Source organism: Bacillus sp. z14 (2026) (assembly GCF_058313575.1).
In genome coordinates this window covers 1,011,383-1,026,143 of the sequence record NZ_JBZFQK010000001.1, presented here as the reverse complement: position 1 = coordinate 1,026,143, position 14,761 = coordinate 1,011,383, and the positions used below count along the sequence as shown (strand labels likewise).

Genomic DNA, 14,761 nt, shown 5'->3' with positions numbered 1-14,761 from the left:
ATTGTAGACCCTCCTTAACAATTAGATAAGGAGGGTCAGGGGGTATTTCCTATAAAATGGGAGGGGCCATTTTAATCTGTACCATAAATTTACAATAGGGATAATGTGATGTCAACGCCTATTGTGGAAATATTTATAAAATTAGGTGGATTTATGAAAGACATAATCATTCGGTCCATTGAGGAAACAGAAGATTTATTTTTACCGTATGACAAATATATAGAGTTGGCATTGTATCATCCTGAATATGGCTATTACCAACGGAGAAAAGATAAAATTGGAAGTAGCGGTGATTTCTATACTTCGGTGAGTATGTCCCCTGTCTTTGGTGAATTTATAGGTAAATGGGCAGGAAGGAAGCTAATTGAATCTGACCTGCCTCCCGCTATATGTGAGCTTGGCGGCGGCACCGGGAAGATGGCATGTGATTTTTTGAGAGGATTGGAACTGTACAACCCAGAGCTGGCATCTAATGCAATTTATTATATTGTTGAATCCAGTTCCTATCATCGAGAATTGATTTTAGATACGGCGGCAAAGGATGATAGAATTCGTTTGTTAGATTCTATCAAGGATATGCCACTAATAGAAGGTTTCATTTTTTCAAATGAATTTTTTGATGCTTTTCCAGTTCTTGTTTTGATTAAAGATAAGAATCAGTGGAAAGAAGCGGGCGTCACAGTAAAGAATGGAGAGCTATTTGAAACGACCAGAGATCTCAATAATCAGATGATTTTAGCCGTTATAGAGAAGTTGAATATCCCGGAGTTTATTTATCGTATAGAGGTGCCATGCCCAATGATGGTTGCCTACGAGCAAATTGTCGATAAAATGAAGAGTGGATATCTCATGACGATAGATTATGGAATGGATGCGGAGGATTTGTATATACCTGCCCGTAAAAATGGTACCTTAAGAGGATTTAAGGACCATCAATTAATCGGCTCAATTCTCGAAAATCCAGGAGAAACAGATATAACGAGTACCGTCAATTTTTCATTGCTTAAATGTGAAGGGAAGAGAAGAGGGCTTGATCTAGAGTACTGGGGAGGACAACAGTCATTTTTATTAGAGGAAGGGATATTGGATGAGCTGGTTCCACATGCGGATGCAGATCCTTTTTCTCCTGTCGCCAGGCGCAACAGACAAATCAAACAGTTAGTTCTGGGAGACTGGATTAGTGATAGTTTCAGTGTTTTAGTTCAATCTAAGAATATAAAAAAACCTTGATTGCTCCAGCTCAATCAAGGTTTTACTGTAAATTAATGTCCCGCTCCAGGAGTCATCATGAACGTTGTCCAATAGGTGAACCCTGCAAAGAAAACTGTTAAATAAGCACCGAAAACATATAAGTACATTCTTTCAGACAATTTTAAATAGCTTAAAATAACAAAGAAACCAGTTTGACCGAAAAAGATGAGTGATGTAGTATGCATACCGCCAACAAAGAACATGACTGCCATAATTCCAGTCCAGAAACCACATACTCTGAACATTCTGTCCATTCCTTAACCTCCCTTATCCCCTTATAATTCCATCACTACTATTATAAGGATATTGTTAAAGAATGTAAACTATCTTAAAATAGGATGACTGAATTGTGTGATTAATTTCCGGCAAGCATCTTGTATGTGCAAGCTTGGCAACCTGCATGATCAAACATATTTTCCTCTTCTATTAATTCGATTGAATCAAAAAGGACGCTGAACATACCGCGTAAAAACTCATAATGCATTCCGCATACGGCTTCTTTTTGCTCAAAGGCAATCTCTTTAAAAGGACAGTTGTGTATTCTAAAGAAAATGGTTGAATGATCCTCAGCTGTTATGAATTCCGGATAGAATCCAGCAGTAGTCGATGCATCTTTTATGATAGAGAGTTTGTGGTCGAAAGACAGGCTGTCCTGACTTTCTCCAATTCCTTTCATATGCTGTTCAGCCAAATCTTTCCCAAATAATCTTCCGGTATTGAATAACGCTTCCTTACCTGCTTCTCCCAGTGAGAACATTGTCTGAAGGGCTATTTTTGCAAGCAGTTGGTAATCGCGGTAAGGGAAGTTTAATTGTATGACATCATCTGATAATCTATATAATCTGCTTGGTCTTCCACCTTTTCCTGTTTTCTTAGTTTCAGAAACAAGCATATTTACATCTTCGAGCTTTGTTAAATGTAAACGCGCAACATTGGGGTGAATCTCAAATATATCCGCAATTTCCTGTACCGTCACCTCGCTGTGCCTTTTAGCTATATGCTGATAAATATAGTATCTGGTCGGATCTGATAATACATTGGTAATTTTTAATGTTTGGTCCATTGTGGTCCACCTCGCGCTCCTTAATAGTTCCATTATAATACAGTCAATCAAGCATTGATATGCTGTTCTTGGCTATTCTGACTCTTTGGAAACATATGTTGTAATTTAGCCACATTTTGATAAATCAATATTTAACATGTATATATTACTATCTTAATTTTAAAATTAATCTGTAAATATGTTAACAGAATAAAAGGGATGAAATATTTCATGATTATGAAAAATTACCCAAATTAACGACGAATTGTGACAGATTTTGAAACTTTCGTTATGCCAGCAGGGATTGAAAAATTAATGTCTAATAACATAAGAGAGTAACATATAAGGAGGTGAAACGAGAATTGCTCACCATCGATAAGTTAGCTGAAAAAGTTGTAACAGAAGCAGTAAAATTCAAAGCCTCAGATATCCACATTGTTCCCCAACGCAAGAAAACCCATCTTTACTATCGGATTCACAATCGCTTATTTTCAGAAGGCAGTTACCAAAGAGACAGGGCCCAACGACTCATCTCTCATTTTAAATTTATGGCCGGCATGGATATAGGAGAAAAAAGACGTCCTCAGTCAGGGGCCTTAACGATGTTTGTTTCAAATAAATGGATTGGTCTCCGATTATCCACCTTGCCTACCCCATACTCTGAATCTCTCGTCATTCGTATTATTCCAAGTTTACAAACTCTCCCAATCGAAGAAATCTCCTTATTTCCAAAAATGTCAACTACGTTAATTTCCATGCTTAAACATTCCCATGGATTAATGATCATCTGTGGACCGACTGGAAGTGGTAAAACTACAACTTTATATTCCATGCTCCATCATGCCAAAAATACCGTTAACCGAAATATTATTACACTGGAAGATCCTGTTGAACATCAGTCCGATGATGCCATTCAAGTCCAGATTAATGAAAAAGCCGGTATCAGTTATTCAGTAGGCTTGAAAGCTGCCCTGCGCCACGATCCCGATATTATCATGATTGGAGAAATCAGGGATGCTGAAACGGCCAGAATAGCGGTGCGCGCCGCTTTAACAGGCCACTTAATCTTAACTACGATGCATGCCAGTGATGTATTGGGTGCAGTTAGAAGGCTTTTGGAATTTGGGATAGACAAGGAGGAGGCAAAGCAAACTCTTTTAGGTGTAACCTCCCAAAGATTATTGGAATTGCACTGTCCTTTTTGTAAGGGTGAATGCTCACCGTACTGCCTTATGGAAAAGAGCAGAGGGCGGGTAAGTGTGCATGAAATGATTTATGGCAATGAATTGGCGAAGGTTTGGGCAGAGATGGAGGGAGATGATGTGAACTTTCATTATCCGGAATTATCTTCTCTCATCAGCAAGGCTGTTGCCTATGGATTTGTGGATCAAAAAGAGTATGAGAGGTGGGTGCATGAGGAGTAATCTAAAGTCCCGATGGTCTTGCAGGGATCAGGCGAGATTTCTTCAGGAATTGGGCGATTTATTGGAGAATGGCTTTACTCTTTATGAGGGTATTGAATTTTCTCTTATTCATGGAAAAAAGAAGTATCGAGAAGAAATTAAGGATGCATTGGAACTATTGAAAGATGGCCATACTTTTAGGGACTTTTTAGAATGGCTCGATTTTGAACAAGAGCTCGTTGGTTTAGTATCCTACGGTGAAAAACACGGACAGCTATCCAAATCCTTGCAGAATGGAGGCGAAATATGGCTTAAGAAAAGTGAGGATCGCGCAAAACTAAAAAATTTATTGTATTACCCAGTCTTCCTACTTGTTTTTACATTTACCTTGCTGCAAGTATTTACAAATTATTTGTTGCCAAAATTCTCAAGTATGTATCAGGGCGCAGGGCAGGAATCAAATATATTCTTAAAGTTATCCGTTTTACTGGCAACCCTCGTTAACAATCTTCCATTTTTTATCATTGTGCTCCTAACCATGCATTTGTTTATATACCACTATTATTTAAAAAAACTATCCAAAATAAAACAGGAATTACTGATGAATAAAATTCCGTTCCTGCGTTCTTTTAGAAAGCTTTCCACAACGTATTATTTTTCTATGCAGCTGGGCTCATTATTAAAGGGTGGTATTTCGATTATTGATGCGTTAACGATTATGAGTCAGCAGGATCCAAAAAGTTTAGTTAAGGAAATAACCCATCACATGATTAAAAGTCTTCAGGAGGGAGATTCATTAGAAAGCATTAGTGGGAATCTCACAATTTTTATGAATGATTTTGAGCGAGTAATCAGCCATGGGCAAAAAAATAGTTTATTAGGAGAAGAACTTCTTTACTACAGCAGATATCTGTTAAATGAGATGGAGATGCAGACTGAAAAATATATAAAGGTGGTTCAACCATTAATGTTTGGCCTTGTTGCCATTTTAGTGATCCTTCTGTATTTGGCAATATTAATGCCAATGATTTCATTGATGAATACGATATAGGAAGGTGTTTTTGATGAAATACAAAAATGAACAAGGTTTTACCTTGATTGAGATGTTGATTGTCATGCTGGTTATATCAGTTCTATTGATTATTACAGTACCCAATGTAATGAAAAACCAGGAAGCAGTTAATAGTAAGGGATGCGAGGCATTCGTAAAGATGGTTGAGGGACAGGTACAAGCCTATAAATTAAAGGAAGATACGCTTCCGACGATGGAGAAGCTTATCTCTTCTGGTTTTTTAAAAGAGGATGTTAAATGTCCGGAAGGAAAAACCGCGGTGATTTCGGATGATGGGACTGTAACTCTTCAGGGACAATAAAAATGGAAAAGAACGAAGAAGGGTTTACGTTAGTAGAGGTGTTGATTGTACTTGGATGTCTGACGTTAATGCTGACTATAGCAAGTGCGGTTACAAGTAAAATGTTTGAAACATATGAACAGCAAGCATTTTTAAATCAACTGGAGAAGGATATTTACTATGCTCAGGTCTATGCAATGGAAAATAACACGTATGTCTTACTAAGATTTGTAACTGACCAAAATGAATATTCAGCTTACTCATACAAAACAAACAGTCATATTATTTCGACTCAGAAGGCCGAATCAATCAAGTTTAAAAAAGTTGGCAATGTGCCAATTACCTATATTCCAGCAGGAAATATCCAAAATCCAACAACAATCTATTTAACCGATAAAAATGGTAAAACGATATACAAGCTTGTCTTTCAATTAGGGAGGGGGAGATTTTATATATCAAAAGTATAAAGAGCATGGATATGCTATCTTGGACCTGCTGATTTCGTTTGGAATACTTATCTTATGCTGCTGTTTATTGCTTCCGGCATATATGGAAAGCATTACGCTAAAGAATGACTTAAGAATGGAGGAAGCCGCTCTTAATAGATTGTTTGAAAATTTAAATGAATATCAGATAAACGGCCGTCCACTGTTTACTGGACAAGCAGAGATTGAGGGGAAAGCCTATACTTTTTATCTTGAAGGGAACGTTTATTATGCAGAGTATAGCAACTCAAAGGATAAATTACAGAAAGTGTATGAAAAGCTGCCTGAAAGATGATGGCTTTACTTTGGTAGAGATATTATTTGCTCTTGGTTTATTTTCGTTATTAAGTGTCTTTATGACGAGTGCACTTGCCAGTATAACAGACTGGCATGTCAGGGATACGAACACAAATACAAGGATGGAATGGAATATCTTTATACGTCAATTGGAACGAGAATTTCAAAAGACAAAAGACTTTGGAGTACCTAAAAGCAATGTCCTTTTACTTGATAAAAGTGGAGAAGAAATAACATATGAAGTCTATAACAATATGGTAAGAAGGCGAGTGGATGGCGCTGGGCATGAAATGGTCCTTCAAGATATTAAGAGCTTTCATGTTAAAAAAGAAGGAGAGTCACTGATCATATCTGTGACTCTTATAAATGGTGATATGTATGAAAAACGGCTGTTCAAACGATACAAATTTGAACCTTCTTAAAAATGAACGTGGAATATTTATGCCTGTTGCTTTATTGTTTTTTTCGGTTATTTTTATCATTTGTATGTATTCGATAGGAAATATGGCTCAGGAAGTGAATTATCATAAGTATCAAACCGAATGGTTAATTACCACCTATCTGGGTGATACGGGTACACATGCTGCAATCTTAATGCTTGATGATGATAGTGTTCCTGAGACAAAAGGGGAATGGATTTATTATAATGGAAGAATAGGCTATCATATAAAACCGCTTGAGAGAGGGTTCTATGAGATCTCATTGGATATTCAGACTGATCATACGGTGAGACGGGAGACGATTACGTACTCAATTGAAGCAAAGAAAGTAGTGAAATGGATAGATAGTTAGGAGTTAGGGGGAGCGAGATGAAAGCCATTTATTTAATTGGATTTATGGGAGCTGGGAAAACGACTGTGGGTAGGGCTCTCGCTGAAAAAATGCGTTGTCCCTTTTATGATAGTGATCAGACGGTGGTTGAACGTACAGGAAGGTCGATTCCGCAGCTCTTTGATGAAGTAGGTGAAGATGGATTCAGGGACCTAGAACAGCAGGCGTTGCAATCATTACCTATCGAAAATTGTATCATTGCGACAGGCGGGGGTATCATTCTTAGGGAAGACAACCGGAAATATATGAAGGAAAAGGGAACCGTTATTTGGCTCCATGCCAATCCGACAGAAATCATAAAAAGGCTCGAGACTGACTCATCACGCCCTTTATTGTCCGGAAATAAAGAGGAACAAATAGTGCAGCTTTATCAAAAGAGGGTTAACCTATATAAGTTAGCTGCTGATTTACAGGTTCATACGGACAGAAAAACAAAAATGGAGATTACAGAAGAGATATTAATGAAAATCACCATAAACTAGCCATCTTTTTTAGAAATTAATGAATAACATCCATGATAAATGGAGATACTTCTGATGGGTGAATGTCGATGAAAACAAATGATTATATAAAATTTTTAACAATTCAGTGGTTAGTGTATATGAAGCAGCCAAAGGAAGTACGTAAAGAGCAACGCCGTCATCATAGAGATGATCGGCCGCCATTAATGAACCATTGGTTCGGAATCATTCCGTTATCAATTGAAATGCTCTTTAAACGTAAGGCGTAATAAAGTTTCTTTAAAAAAGCAGTGGATTTTTTTGCAACCCACTGCTTTTTTGTATTCATTTTTATATCTTCATCAAAGATTAAGCTTTATTCTAAACTATTGTTTAGTTGATGCGAGAATTCAGCCTTAACTTTAAATACCTCTTTTAGATAGCCTGACCGCTAAGATAAAAAAGGCCGCCATTTATGAAGCTGACACGGATTCTGGGTTCATATTGCATTCGTAATGCTTCTTTTTCAAGGTCATACATGTGAGTTTCCTCTTCTTTTTTATCCTCATAAAAATGGTTCAGTAAACTCAAATCTTTATTCCAGCGCACGAGAGCCTCATCAGCCCACCCATGGTCATCCTGATTAATTTTATTTTGGATATAAGTTTTGATACGATGCAATCCGCTTTGATACCGAATAATTGGTGTAAGGGTAAATGTATAATCAGATATTTTAGGTGTAAGCGACAGTTTATCAGCTGAATCAATGAAATTTTCAACGAAAAGACCGTTAATCAGGTTCAATCCTATTGAAAAGAATAAATCCTTTTTTCGGTCGCATTCATAGGAGATATTAACATTTACACCTAACCAAGGAAATAAAGGCATCTGACCACTAGTCACTTTAATCTCCTCAAATAAGCGGATATGCTTCGATAGTCTTTGGGCAGATGCGAATATTTGGTGCAGGCGAGGGGATCCGAAATGTATGAATTCCCCTTTTAAATCAGGAGGAGCTGCCTCTTTGTCGAGGATAAACGTTAAGCTCATCGGATTAGGCACTCCGCCAACTTTCTCGAGATAATGCCAATAAAAAGGTCGGTTCATCAGTTCTTTATCCATATCAATTGTCAACTGCACAGTTAGATGACCTGGCCCTTGATTGATGATTTCGCATTGATTGGCTGTGAAAAATTGAACGAGAAACTCAAGAATTTCCTGTTGCTGCATGTGAAGGCATCTCCTTTTTTAGATCTTGAGCAAGCTGTATTAAAGACGTGAGATTATCCATTTTAACCTTCATCTCACCCTCTGTTTTTGATTTATTGAGGATGTCAGTTAAATGCTCTTCAAGATTCTTAACCTCCAGCCTCGTTAGAATATCATCAAGTTCCCCAACGACACGTTCAAATAATTGAATTTTTTCGTAGAGAATTTTCATAATATGATCCTCAATGGTATTCCTGGTCGCAAAATTATAGATTCTGACATCTTCTGTTTGTCCAAGTCTGTGAATTCGGCCGATTCTTTGTTCCAGTCGCATCGGATTCCAAGGTAAATCAAAGTTTATAATATGATGGCAAAACTGCAGGTTAATTCCTTCTCCACCTGCTTCTGTAGCAATTAAGACTTGTGCTTGTTTTTCGAACAGTTCTTTCATCCAGTCCTTCTTACTACGTTTAAATCCGCCGCGGAATGGAACAGAAGTGATTCCATTTTGCTTAAGAAACCACTGCAAATATAATTGCGTGGCTCGATACTCGGTAAAAATGATAACCTTATCTTTTATAGAATGAATCAATTCAAGCGCTTTTTTCGCTTTTGAATTGCAATCAACCAGTTCGACCAGGTTGATAAGGTTATGTATGGCTTCCTTAAAGCTTAGTCCGGCATCCGGGTTTCGATCGAGCATATTTTTTAACGTAAAGTAGACGGCTTCCCTGCTGCTGCATGCCTCACGCTGAAGGATTAAAGAAGAAAATGTACTCCCGATACCCTCCGGCAATTCTTTCCTAAATGAAGAAACTCCATCATATAGATCCTGTTCCTTTTCGGTGAAATCTATAAAAATTGTTTCAACCTTTCTTTTTGTCCACTCAATGCCGGTATCCTGGCGTTTATTTCGAATCATCACCATATTAACCAATTCTTTTAAATAAGCATCATCCTTTAATGAACGTTTCTTAGCAGAAAAGCGTTCATTAAATTTGGCATAGCTTCCTAAATGCCCTGGCTTAAGCAATGATACAAGATAAAAAATTTCTTCTAGCTTGTTTTGAATAGGGGTTGCCGTTAACAGTAGACAGAACTTTCTCTGGACTTTTTGTACAAACTCATAGTTTTTGGTTTTATTGTTTTTTAACTTGTGAGCCTCATCTATGATGACAATGTCATAGGTTTGTTCGAGTATGGCAGAACGATGAGGCTCTCGTTTAGCAGTATCTATGGAAGTGATTATACATTCAGAATCCCACCCATACCCCTTTCTGTATATGACAGCTGGTATGTGAAACTTCTGATTAAGCTCCTGTGCCCATTGAGATACGAGAGAGGCTGGGACTAGTATTAGTATTTTGCTTGCCAGGCCCCGAATCATATATTCCTTTAAGATCAGACCGGCCTCTATTGTTTTACCAAGACCTACTTCATCAGCTAATATGGCTTTACCATTCATTCTTTCAATGACTTCGGTAGCAGCTTCGAGCTGATGGGTTAAAGGTGTAAATCCTGATAAATGCTTTGGTGCAAGGAGGCCGTTGAAATCTGGAATCAGATTATGCTTTTCGGCATCCAATCCGAGTTTAAAAAGGGAGTAGCTGCACCAGGGGCCATCCTCCATAATCTTTTCCTCAAGCTCCTTTTCCCAATCTTCATCAAAATAGACCTTTGGTGTTAAACTCAATGTGAATCCCAACTTTCTTTATTTAAGCTAGTTAGATAAATGCTTGATTGTAATTTAACTAAATTCAATAGAATTCTCTTACCTTATATAGGTATAGGTGGTGTCATTAATTTCTAAACAATAGTAGGAGTTTAATCTCCGGCTAAAATCTGATTAAATGCTTTATGCGGATGGCAGAAAATTATAAGGAATTTATTCAGTGACGCCTAAACAATTTTTTTGCCCCAATAAAGCTGAGGTGTTACTGATATTTTTTTAGTTTCCAATCATTCATCGAGATAACGTAAATGTTGCCACCTGATAATTGTTGATGGTAGGATATAAATGTAAGACTATTTAGAAAACGGCTTATCTCTTGCTTTTTGTTTAGTATGACCAATTTACATAATTATATGAGCGAATGAAGGCAAGGGGAGAGACCGTATTTGCGGCACCGAAGGAGCAAATGGTGAATCCATGAATCTCTCAGGTACAGAGACTCTTGCTGGACGCATCTCTGGAGAGCGCTTCCTTTATTGTGAAGCCACCCAAGAGGAAACGCCGAAGTACGTTACCCGGCGGTAAACTTTCAGGTATCAGGACAGAGCCCCCCTAATAAGGGAGGTTTCTGTCCTTTTTTTCGTGGATCGCTGAAGGATATATCGCTTCGGTCAAATGTGGAAAAGCGGCGTTTTACTTAATAAGTTAACAAGCAATCATTTAAATGGCATAACAAGCAAGAGAATCCGTATAAAACGAATATTTTAGGAGGGTAAGGATGGGAGAATTAAAGCAGACTCCGCTGATCAGTGTGTACAGGGAGTACGGAGGAAAAACAATTGATTTTGGCGGCTGGGAATTGCCTGTCCAATTTTCGGGCATTAAACAGGAGCATGAATCAGTGCGTACAAAAGCAGGCCTCTTTGATGTATCACATATGGGCGAATTCATGATTAAGGGTGCTGGGTCTTTACCATTTTTGCAGCTGATGATGACCAACGATGTCAGTAAGCTGAAAACGGGCCGGGCACAGTATACTGCTATGTGCTATGAGAATGGCGGAACGGTTGATGACCTGATTATTTATAAAAAAGGTGAAGATGATTATTTGTTAGTTGTGAACGCATCTAATATTGATAAAGATTTTGAGTGGTTAAAAAAGCATGCGAGCGAAGATGTAGAACTAAAAAATATATCGGAACAAATAGGGCAATTGGCATTACAGGGACCGCTTGCAGCTGATATATTACAGAACCTTGCAGAGGAAGTAGATCTCAATACCATTGGTTTCTTTGCTTTTCGTGAAGATGTCATGATAAATGGCATTAGTGTACTTGTTTCAAGAACTGGCTACACCGGTGAAGATGGATTTGAATTGTACTGTAAGAGTGAAGATACAGTGAAGCTTTGGAAAGATCTTTTAGAATTCGGTAAGGATAAGGGATTGGTTCCATGTGGACTTGGGGCAAGAGATACGCTTCGGTTTGAAGCAAAACTTCCTTTATATGGCCAAGAGTTATCTCCAGAGATTACACCTATCGAAGCGGGGATTGGGTTCGCTGTAAAAACCGATAAAGAACATTTTATTGGTAAGGAAGTTTTAAAGGAACAGAAGGAAAATAGCGCCCCTAGAAAGCTTGTCGGAATCGAAATGATTGACCGCGGTATTCCGAGACATGGGTACCCGGTTTTCGTTAAGGATGAAAACATCGGGGAAGTGACCACTGGAACACAATCCCCAACCTTAAAGAAAAACGTAGGCCTTGTCCTGATTAATGTAGAATTCGCTAACCTTGATGAGGTAGTCGAGGTTGAGATACGGGGAAAAAGATTAAAGGCGAAAATTGTTAGTACTCCATTTTATAAACGCACTCAGGCAGGAGGAGTAAAAAAATGAAGCATCGTTATTTACCAATGACAGAGCAGGATACTGAACAGATGTTAACAGCGATTGGTGTAGAATCAATCGATGACTTATTTTCTGATATACCTGAAAAAGTAAGGTTTAAGGGTGAATACAAGCTAAAAAAAGCAAAGTCTGAATCAGCACTTCTGAAAGAATTAACTGAGCTGGCCGAGAAAAATGCCAATCTCAGGACCCATAGTTCTTTTCTTGGAGCGGGAGTATATGACCATTACATGCCAGTCATCGTTGATCACGTTATCTCAAGATCAGAGTTTTATACCGCTTATACACCGTATCAACCGGAGATTTCCCAGGGAGAATTGCAGGCTATTTTTGAATTTCAAACGATGATTTGTGAACTGACCGGAATGGATGTGGCGAACTCCTCCATGTATGATGGGGGAACTGCTCTGGCCGAGGCAGCCATGCTCTCAGCAGGACATACACGTCGTAAGAAACTGCTTGTTTCAGAGACAGTGCACCCGGAATCACGGGCTGTTTTATCCACTTATGCAAAAGGCCAATATCTTGAGCTTGAAGTTGTCCCCTGTAAAAATGGAGTGACGGATACAGAACAATTGGCGGGTATGATGACTGATGAGGTAGCTGGTTTTATTACTCAATATCCAAACTTCTTTGGCCGAATCGAAAACTTAGCTGAAATTGAACAAATTGTTCATGAACATAAAGGAATGTTAATTGTTTCAAGTAACCCACTTTCACTTGGTGTCTTGAAACCGCCGGGTGATTTTGGTGCAGATATTGTCATAGGGGATGCACAGCCGTTCGGAATCCCGGCTGCATTTGGCGGACCTCATTGCGGATATTTTGCAGTTACTTCTAAGCTGATAAGAAAAGTACCTGGACGTTTGGTTGGCCAAACGGTTGATGAGGATGGGAAGCGTGGGTTTGTATTAACCTTGCAGGCGAGGGAACAGCATATTCGTCGCGATAAAGCGACCTCGAATATTTGCTCTAACCAAGCATTAAATGCTCTCGCAGCCTCTGTGGCAATGACTGCGTTAGGTAAGAAAGGCGTGCAGGAGATGGCGCTTCAAAATCTCCAAAAAGCGCATTATGCAAAGGAGCAATTAAAAGCAAATGGACTTGAAATTGCCTTTGAAGGACCTTCTTTCAATGAGTTTGTTGTTAAGTTAAATGGTTCTGTAGCTGCAGCTAATAAAATGCTCCTACAAAAAGGCATAATTGGTGGTTATGATTTAGCTTGTGATTATCCTGCCTTAACCAATCATATGCTTGTGGCAGTGACGGAGCTGCGTACAAAAGAAGAGATTGATAGATTTGCACAGGAATTGGGGGATTTCCATGAATAAACAGGATCAGCCATTAATATTTGAACAAACCAAGCCGGGCCGTATCGGCTATTCGTTGCCGGAAATGGATGTTCCGGAGTCAGCATTAACTGAGCTTTTGCCTGAGGAGTTCATTCGCACAGAGGAACCAAAGCTGCCTGAAGTATCCGAGTTGGATATCATGCGTCATTACACGGCACTTTCGAGAAGAAATCATGGCGTCGATTCCGGTTTCTATCCGCTCGGTTCCTGTACCATGAAATATAATCCGAAAATTAATGAGAATGTTGCCCGTCTAAATGGATTTGCACATGTTCATCCTCTGCAGGATGCAGAAGCTGTACAGGGTTCTTTAGAGTTAATGTATGATTTGCAGCAAAGTCTAAAGGAAATCACAGGTATGGACGAAGTCACTTTGCAACCGGCTGCGGGAGCGCATGGAGAGTGGACGGGATTAATGATGATTCGTGCCTATCATGAGGCGAATGGTGATTTTGACCGCGTAAAAGTAATTGTTCCTGATTCTGCGCATGGTACGAATCCTGCCTCAGCCACAGTTGCGGGATTGCAAACTGTTACCGTGAAGTCAGGTCCGGATGGTTTAGTAGATCTGGAAGATTTGAAGAGTGTTGTAGGGAAAGATACAGCAGCCTTAATGCTTACAAATCCGAATACACTGGGGCTTTTTGAAGAACAGATCATCGAGATGGCCGAAATTATTCATGATGCCGGTGGAAAACTATACTATGACGGTGCCAATCTGAATGCTGTACTATCCAAGGCTCGCCCGGGTGATATGGGATTTGACGTTGTTCATCTTAACTTGCATAAGACATTTACTGGACCACATGGCGGCGGTGGGCCAGGTTCAGGGCCGGTTGGGGTTAAGAAGGAGTTAATTCCGTTCTTACCAAAACCTCTTATTGTAAAAGAAGAGAATGGCTATCAGCTTGATTACAATCGTCCGCAATCAATTGGCAGAGTAAAGCCGTACTATGGAAATTTTGGAATCAATGTCCGTGCCTATACGTATATTCGGTCTATGGGACCAGACGGATTGAAGGCAGTAACGGAGTATGCTGTCTTAAATGCAAACTATATGATGAGAAGATTGGCAGAGTACTATGATCTCCCATATGATAAGCACTGTAAGCATGAGTTTGTTATCAGCGGAAAACGTCAGAAGAAACTTGGTGTTCGGGCTCTTGATATTGCCAAGAGATTGTTAGACTTTGGCTATCATCCACCAACCATTTATTTCCCTTTGAATGTAGAAGAATGTATGATGATTGAGCCGACAGAAACAGAATCAAAAGAAACACTGGATGGCTTTATTGATGCTATGATTCAAATTGCCAGAGAAGCAGAGGAGAATCCGGAAATCGTACAGGAAGCACCACATACAACGGTAATCAGCCGTTTGGACGAGGCACTGGCTGCTCGTAAGCCTGTATTGAGATATCAAAATTAATAAGAATACATTTTAGCAGCTATCCTGACCAGATAGCTGCTTTTTTAGAAGAATGAATAATCTGTCGTTCAGGATAGGGAGGGAAATAC

Annotated in this window: 17 protein-coding genes and 2 riboswitches; of the genes, 13 read left to right on the top strand and 4 right to left on the bottom strand. The window is 39.1% G+C overall.

All coding sequences use genetic code 11. The annotated features are described in order from the left end of the window. The first annotated feature begins 153 nt into the window (after positions 1–153). Positions 154–1,230: a class I SAM-dependent methyltransferase gene (locus AC4G3O_RS04845; RefSeq protein WP_491135894.1), complete on the top strand. Its 1,077-nt coding sequence runs from the start codon at positions 154–156 to the stop codon at positions 1,228–1,230. Between the two features lie 32 nt (positions 1,231–1,262). Here the strand turns inward: AC4G3O_RS04845 and AC4G3O_RS04840 are convergent, their stop codons facing one another. Both AC4G3O_RS04840 and AC4G3O_RS04835 read right to left on the bottom strand, forming a co-directional pair. Then, the gene (locus AC4G3O_RS04840; RefSeq protein ID WP_066105073.1) at positions 1,263–1,505 is read right to left on the bottom strand and encodes a DUF2626 domain-containing protein; all 243 of its coding nucleotides are present in this window, start codon (positions 1,503–1,505) and stop codon (positions 1,263–1,265) included. Positions 1,506–1,606: 101 nt separating this feature from the next. Then, a complete protein-coding gene (locus AC4G3O_RS04835; RefSeq protein WP_066105070.1) occupies positions 1,607–2,314 on the bottom strand; it encodes a helix-turn-helix transcriptional regulator in 708 nt (235 codons plus the stop codon). 341 nt (positions 2,315–2,655) lie between these two features. Between AC4G3O_RS04835 and comGA the strand changes: the two genes are divergently transcribed. From comGA to AC4G3O_RS04790, 9 genes are all read left to right on the top strand, one after another. Then, positions 2,656–3,717, top strand: a complete 1,062-nt coding sequence (comGA, locus tag AC4G3O_RS04830; protein ID WP_066105067.1) for a competence type IV pilus ATPase ComGA — start codon at positions 2,656–2,658, stop codon at positions 3,715–3,717. Further along, positions 3,707–4,747 carry a competence type IV pilus assembly protein ComGB gene (gene comGB / locus AC4G3O_RS04825; protein WP_180350004.1) on the top strand — a complete coding sequence of 347 codons (1,041 nt, stop codon included), beginning with the start codon at positions 3,707–3,709 and terminating at the stop codon, positions 4,745–4,747. The genes comGA and comGB overlap by 11 nt, the downstream gene beginning before the upstream one ends. Before the next feature lie 13 nt (positions 4,748–4,760). Further along, positions 4,761–5,069, top strand: a complete 309-nt coding sequence (comGC, locus tag AC4G3O_RS04820; RefSeq protein ID WP_066105062.1) for a competence type IV pilus major pilin ComGC — start codon at positions 4,761–4,763, stop codon at positions 5,067–5,069. Between the two features lie 2 nt (positions 5,070–5,071). Beyond that, the gene (gene comGD / locus AC4G3O_RS04815) at positions 5,072–5,515 is read left to right on the top strand and encodes a competence type IV pilus minor pilin ComGD (RefSeq protein WP_066105059.1); all 444 of its coding nucleotides are present in this window, start codon (positions 5,072–5,074) and stop codon (positions 5,513–5,515) included. Between the two features lie 19 nt (positions 5,516–5,534). After that, positions 5,535–5,828, top strand: coding sequence for a hypothetical protein (locus AC4G3O_RS04810; protein WP_066105056.1), 294 nt, complete (start codon positions 5,535–5,537; stop codon positions 5,826–5,828). Further along, positions 5,764–6,252 carry a competence type IV pilus minor pilin ComGF gene (gene comGF, locus AC4G3O_RS04805; RefSeq protein ID WP_077248063.1) on the top strand — a complete coding sequence of 163 codons (489 nt, stop codon included), beginning with the start codon at positions 5,764–5,766 and terminating at the stop codon, positions 6,250–6,252. The genes AC4G3O_RS04810 and comGF overlap by 65 nt, the downstream gene beginning before the upstream one ends. Next, entirely contained in the window at positions 6,209–6,622 is a 414-nt protein-coding gene (locus AC4G3O_RS04800; protein ID WP_066105051.1) for a competence type IV pilus minor pilin ComGG, read from the top strand. The genes comGF and AC4G3O_RS04800 overlap by 44 nt, the downstream gene beginning before the upstream one ends. A 17-nt stretch (positions 6,623–6,639) precedes the next feature. Further along, positions 6,640–7,143 (top strand): shikimate kinase, encoded by a 504-nt coding sequence (locus tag AC4G3O_RS04795; protein WP_066105050.1) that lies wholly within the window; start codon positions 6,640–6,642, stop codon positions 7,141–7,143. 68 nt (positions 7,144–7,211) lie between these two features. Then, the gene (locus tag AC4G3O_RS04790) at positions 7,212–7,391 is read left to right on the top strand and encodes a YqzE family protein (protein WP_066105047.1); all 180 of its coding nucleotides are present in this window, start codon (positions 7,212–7,214) and stop codon (positions 7,389–7,391) included. 145 nt (positions 7,392–7,536) lie between these two features. Here the strand turns inward: AC4G3O_RS04790 and AC4G3O_RS04785 are convergent, their stop codons facing one another. Together AC4G3O_RS04785 and AC4G3O_RS04780 are read right to left on the bottom strand one after the other, a co-directional pair. Then, on the bottom strand, positions 7,537–8,331 hold the full coding sequence (locus tag AC4G3O_RS04785; RefSeq protein WP_066105044.1) for a YqhG family protein: 795 nt from the start codon (positions 8,329–8,331) through the stop codon (positions 7,537–7,539). Further along, positions 8,309–9,940 (bottom strand): DEAD/DEAH box helicase, encoded by a 1,632-nt coding sequence (locus tag AC4G3O_RS04780; protein ID WP_139892644.1) that lies wholly within the window; start codon positions 9,938–9,940, stop codon positions 8,309–8,311. The genes AC4G3O_RS04785 and AC4G3O_RS04780 overlap by 23 nt, the downstream gene beginning before the upstream one ends. Positions 9,941–10,403: 463 nt before the next feature. Further along, a riboswitch (glycine riboswitch) is annotated at positions 10,404–10,494 on the top strand. 3 nt (positions 10,495–10,497) lie between these two features. Continuing rightward, positions 10,498–10,589, top strand: a riboswitch (glycine riboswitch). Between the two features lie 171 nt (positions 10,590–10,760). Here AC4G3O_RS04780 and gcvT point away from each other — a divergent pair. The 3 genes from gcvT to gcvPB are packed head-to-tail and all read left to right on the top strand — an operon-like array spanning position 10,761 to position 14,672. Beyond that, positions 10,761–11,879, top strand: coding sequence for a glycine cleavage system aminomethyltransferase GcvT (gcvT, locus tag AC4G3O_RS04775; protein WP_066105042.1), 1,119 nt, complete (start codon positions 10,761–10,763; stop codon positions 11,877–11,879). Then, positions 11,876–13,222 (top strand): aminomethyl-transferring glycine dehydrogenase subunit GcvPA, encoded by a 1,347-nt coding sequence (gene gcvPA / locus AC4G3O_RS04770; protein ID WP_066105037.1) that lies wholly within the window; start codon positions 11,876–11,878, stop codon positions 13,220–13,222. The genes gcvT and gcvPA overlap by 4 nt, the downstream gene beginning before the upstream one ends. Further along, positions 13,215–14,672, top strand: a complete 1,458-nt coding sequence (gene gcvPB, locus AC4G3O_RS04765) for an aminomethyl-transferring glycine dehydrogenase subunit GcvPB (RefSeq protein WP_066105034.1) — start codon at positions 13,215–13,217, stop codon at positions 14,670–14,672. Before gcvPA ends, gcvPB begins: the two co-directional genes overlap by 8 nt. Positions 14,673–14,761 lie beyond the last annotated feature (89 nt).

Bases quoted from the DNA above. Each gene is read 5' to 3' on its own strand.
- AC4G3O_RS04845 (WP_491135894.1), top strand. From the start codon at position 154: ATGAAAGACATAATCATTCGGTCCATTGAGGAAACAGAAGATTTATTT.
- AC4G3O_RS04840 (WP_066105073.1), bottom strand. From the start codon at position 1,505: ATGGACAGAATGTTCAGAGTATGTGGTTTCTGGACTGGAATTATGGCA.
- AC4G3O_RS04835 (WP_066105070.1), bottom strand. From the start codon at position 2,314: ATGGACCAAACATTAAAAATTACCAATGTATTATCAGATCCGACCAGA.
- comGB (WP_180350004.1), top strand. From the start codon at position 3,707: ATGAGGAGTAATCTAAAGTCCCGATGGTCTTGCAGGGATCAGGCGAGA.
- comGC (WP_066105062.1), top strand. From the start codon at position 4,761: ATGAAATACAAAAATGAACAAGGTTTTACCTTGATTGAGATGTTGATT.
- comGD (WP_066105059.1), top strand. From the start codon at position 5,072: ATGGAAAAGAACGAAGAAGGGTTTACGTTAGTAGAGGTGTTGATTGTA.
- comGF (WP_077248063.1), top strand. From the start codon at position 5,764: ATGCAGAGTATAGCAACTCAAAGGATAAATTACAGAAAGTGTATGAAA.
- AC4G3O_RS04800 (WP_066105051.1), top strand. From the start codon at position 6,209: ATGAAAAACGGCTGTTCAAACGATACAAATTTGAACCTTCTTAAAAAT.
- AC4G3O_RS04795 (WP_066105050.1), top strand. From the start codon at position 6,640: ATGAAAGCCATTTATTTAATTGGATTTATGGGAGCTGGGAAAACGACT.
- AC4G3O_RS04790 (WP_066105047.1), top strand. From the start codon at position 7,212: ATGAAAACAAATGATTATATAAAATTTTTAACAATTCAGTGGTTAGTG.
- AC4G3O_RS04785 (WP_066105044.1), bottom strand. From the start codon at position 8,331: ATGCAGCAACAGGAAATTCTTGAGTTTCTCGTTCAATTTTTCACAGCC.
- AC4G3O_RS04780 (WP_139892644.1), bottom strand. From the start codon at position 9,940: ATGGAGGATGGCCCCTGGTGCAGCTACTCCCTTTTTAAACTCGGATTG.
- gcvT (WP_066105042.1), top strand. From the start codon at position 10,761: ATGGGAGAATTAAAGCAGACTCCGCTGATCAGTGTGTACAGGGAGTAC.
- gcvPA (WP_066105037.1), top strand. From the start codon at position 11,876: ATGAAGCATCGTTATTTACCAATGACAGAGCAGGATACTGAACAGATG.
- gcvPB (WP_066105034.1), top strand. From the start codon at position 13,215: ATGAATAAACAGGATCAGCCATTAATATTTGAACAAACCAAGCCGGGC.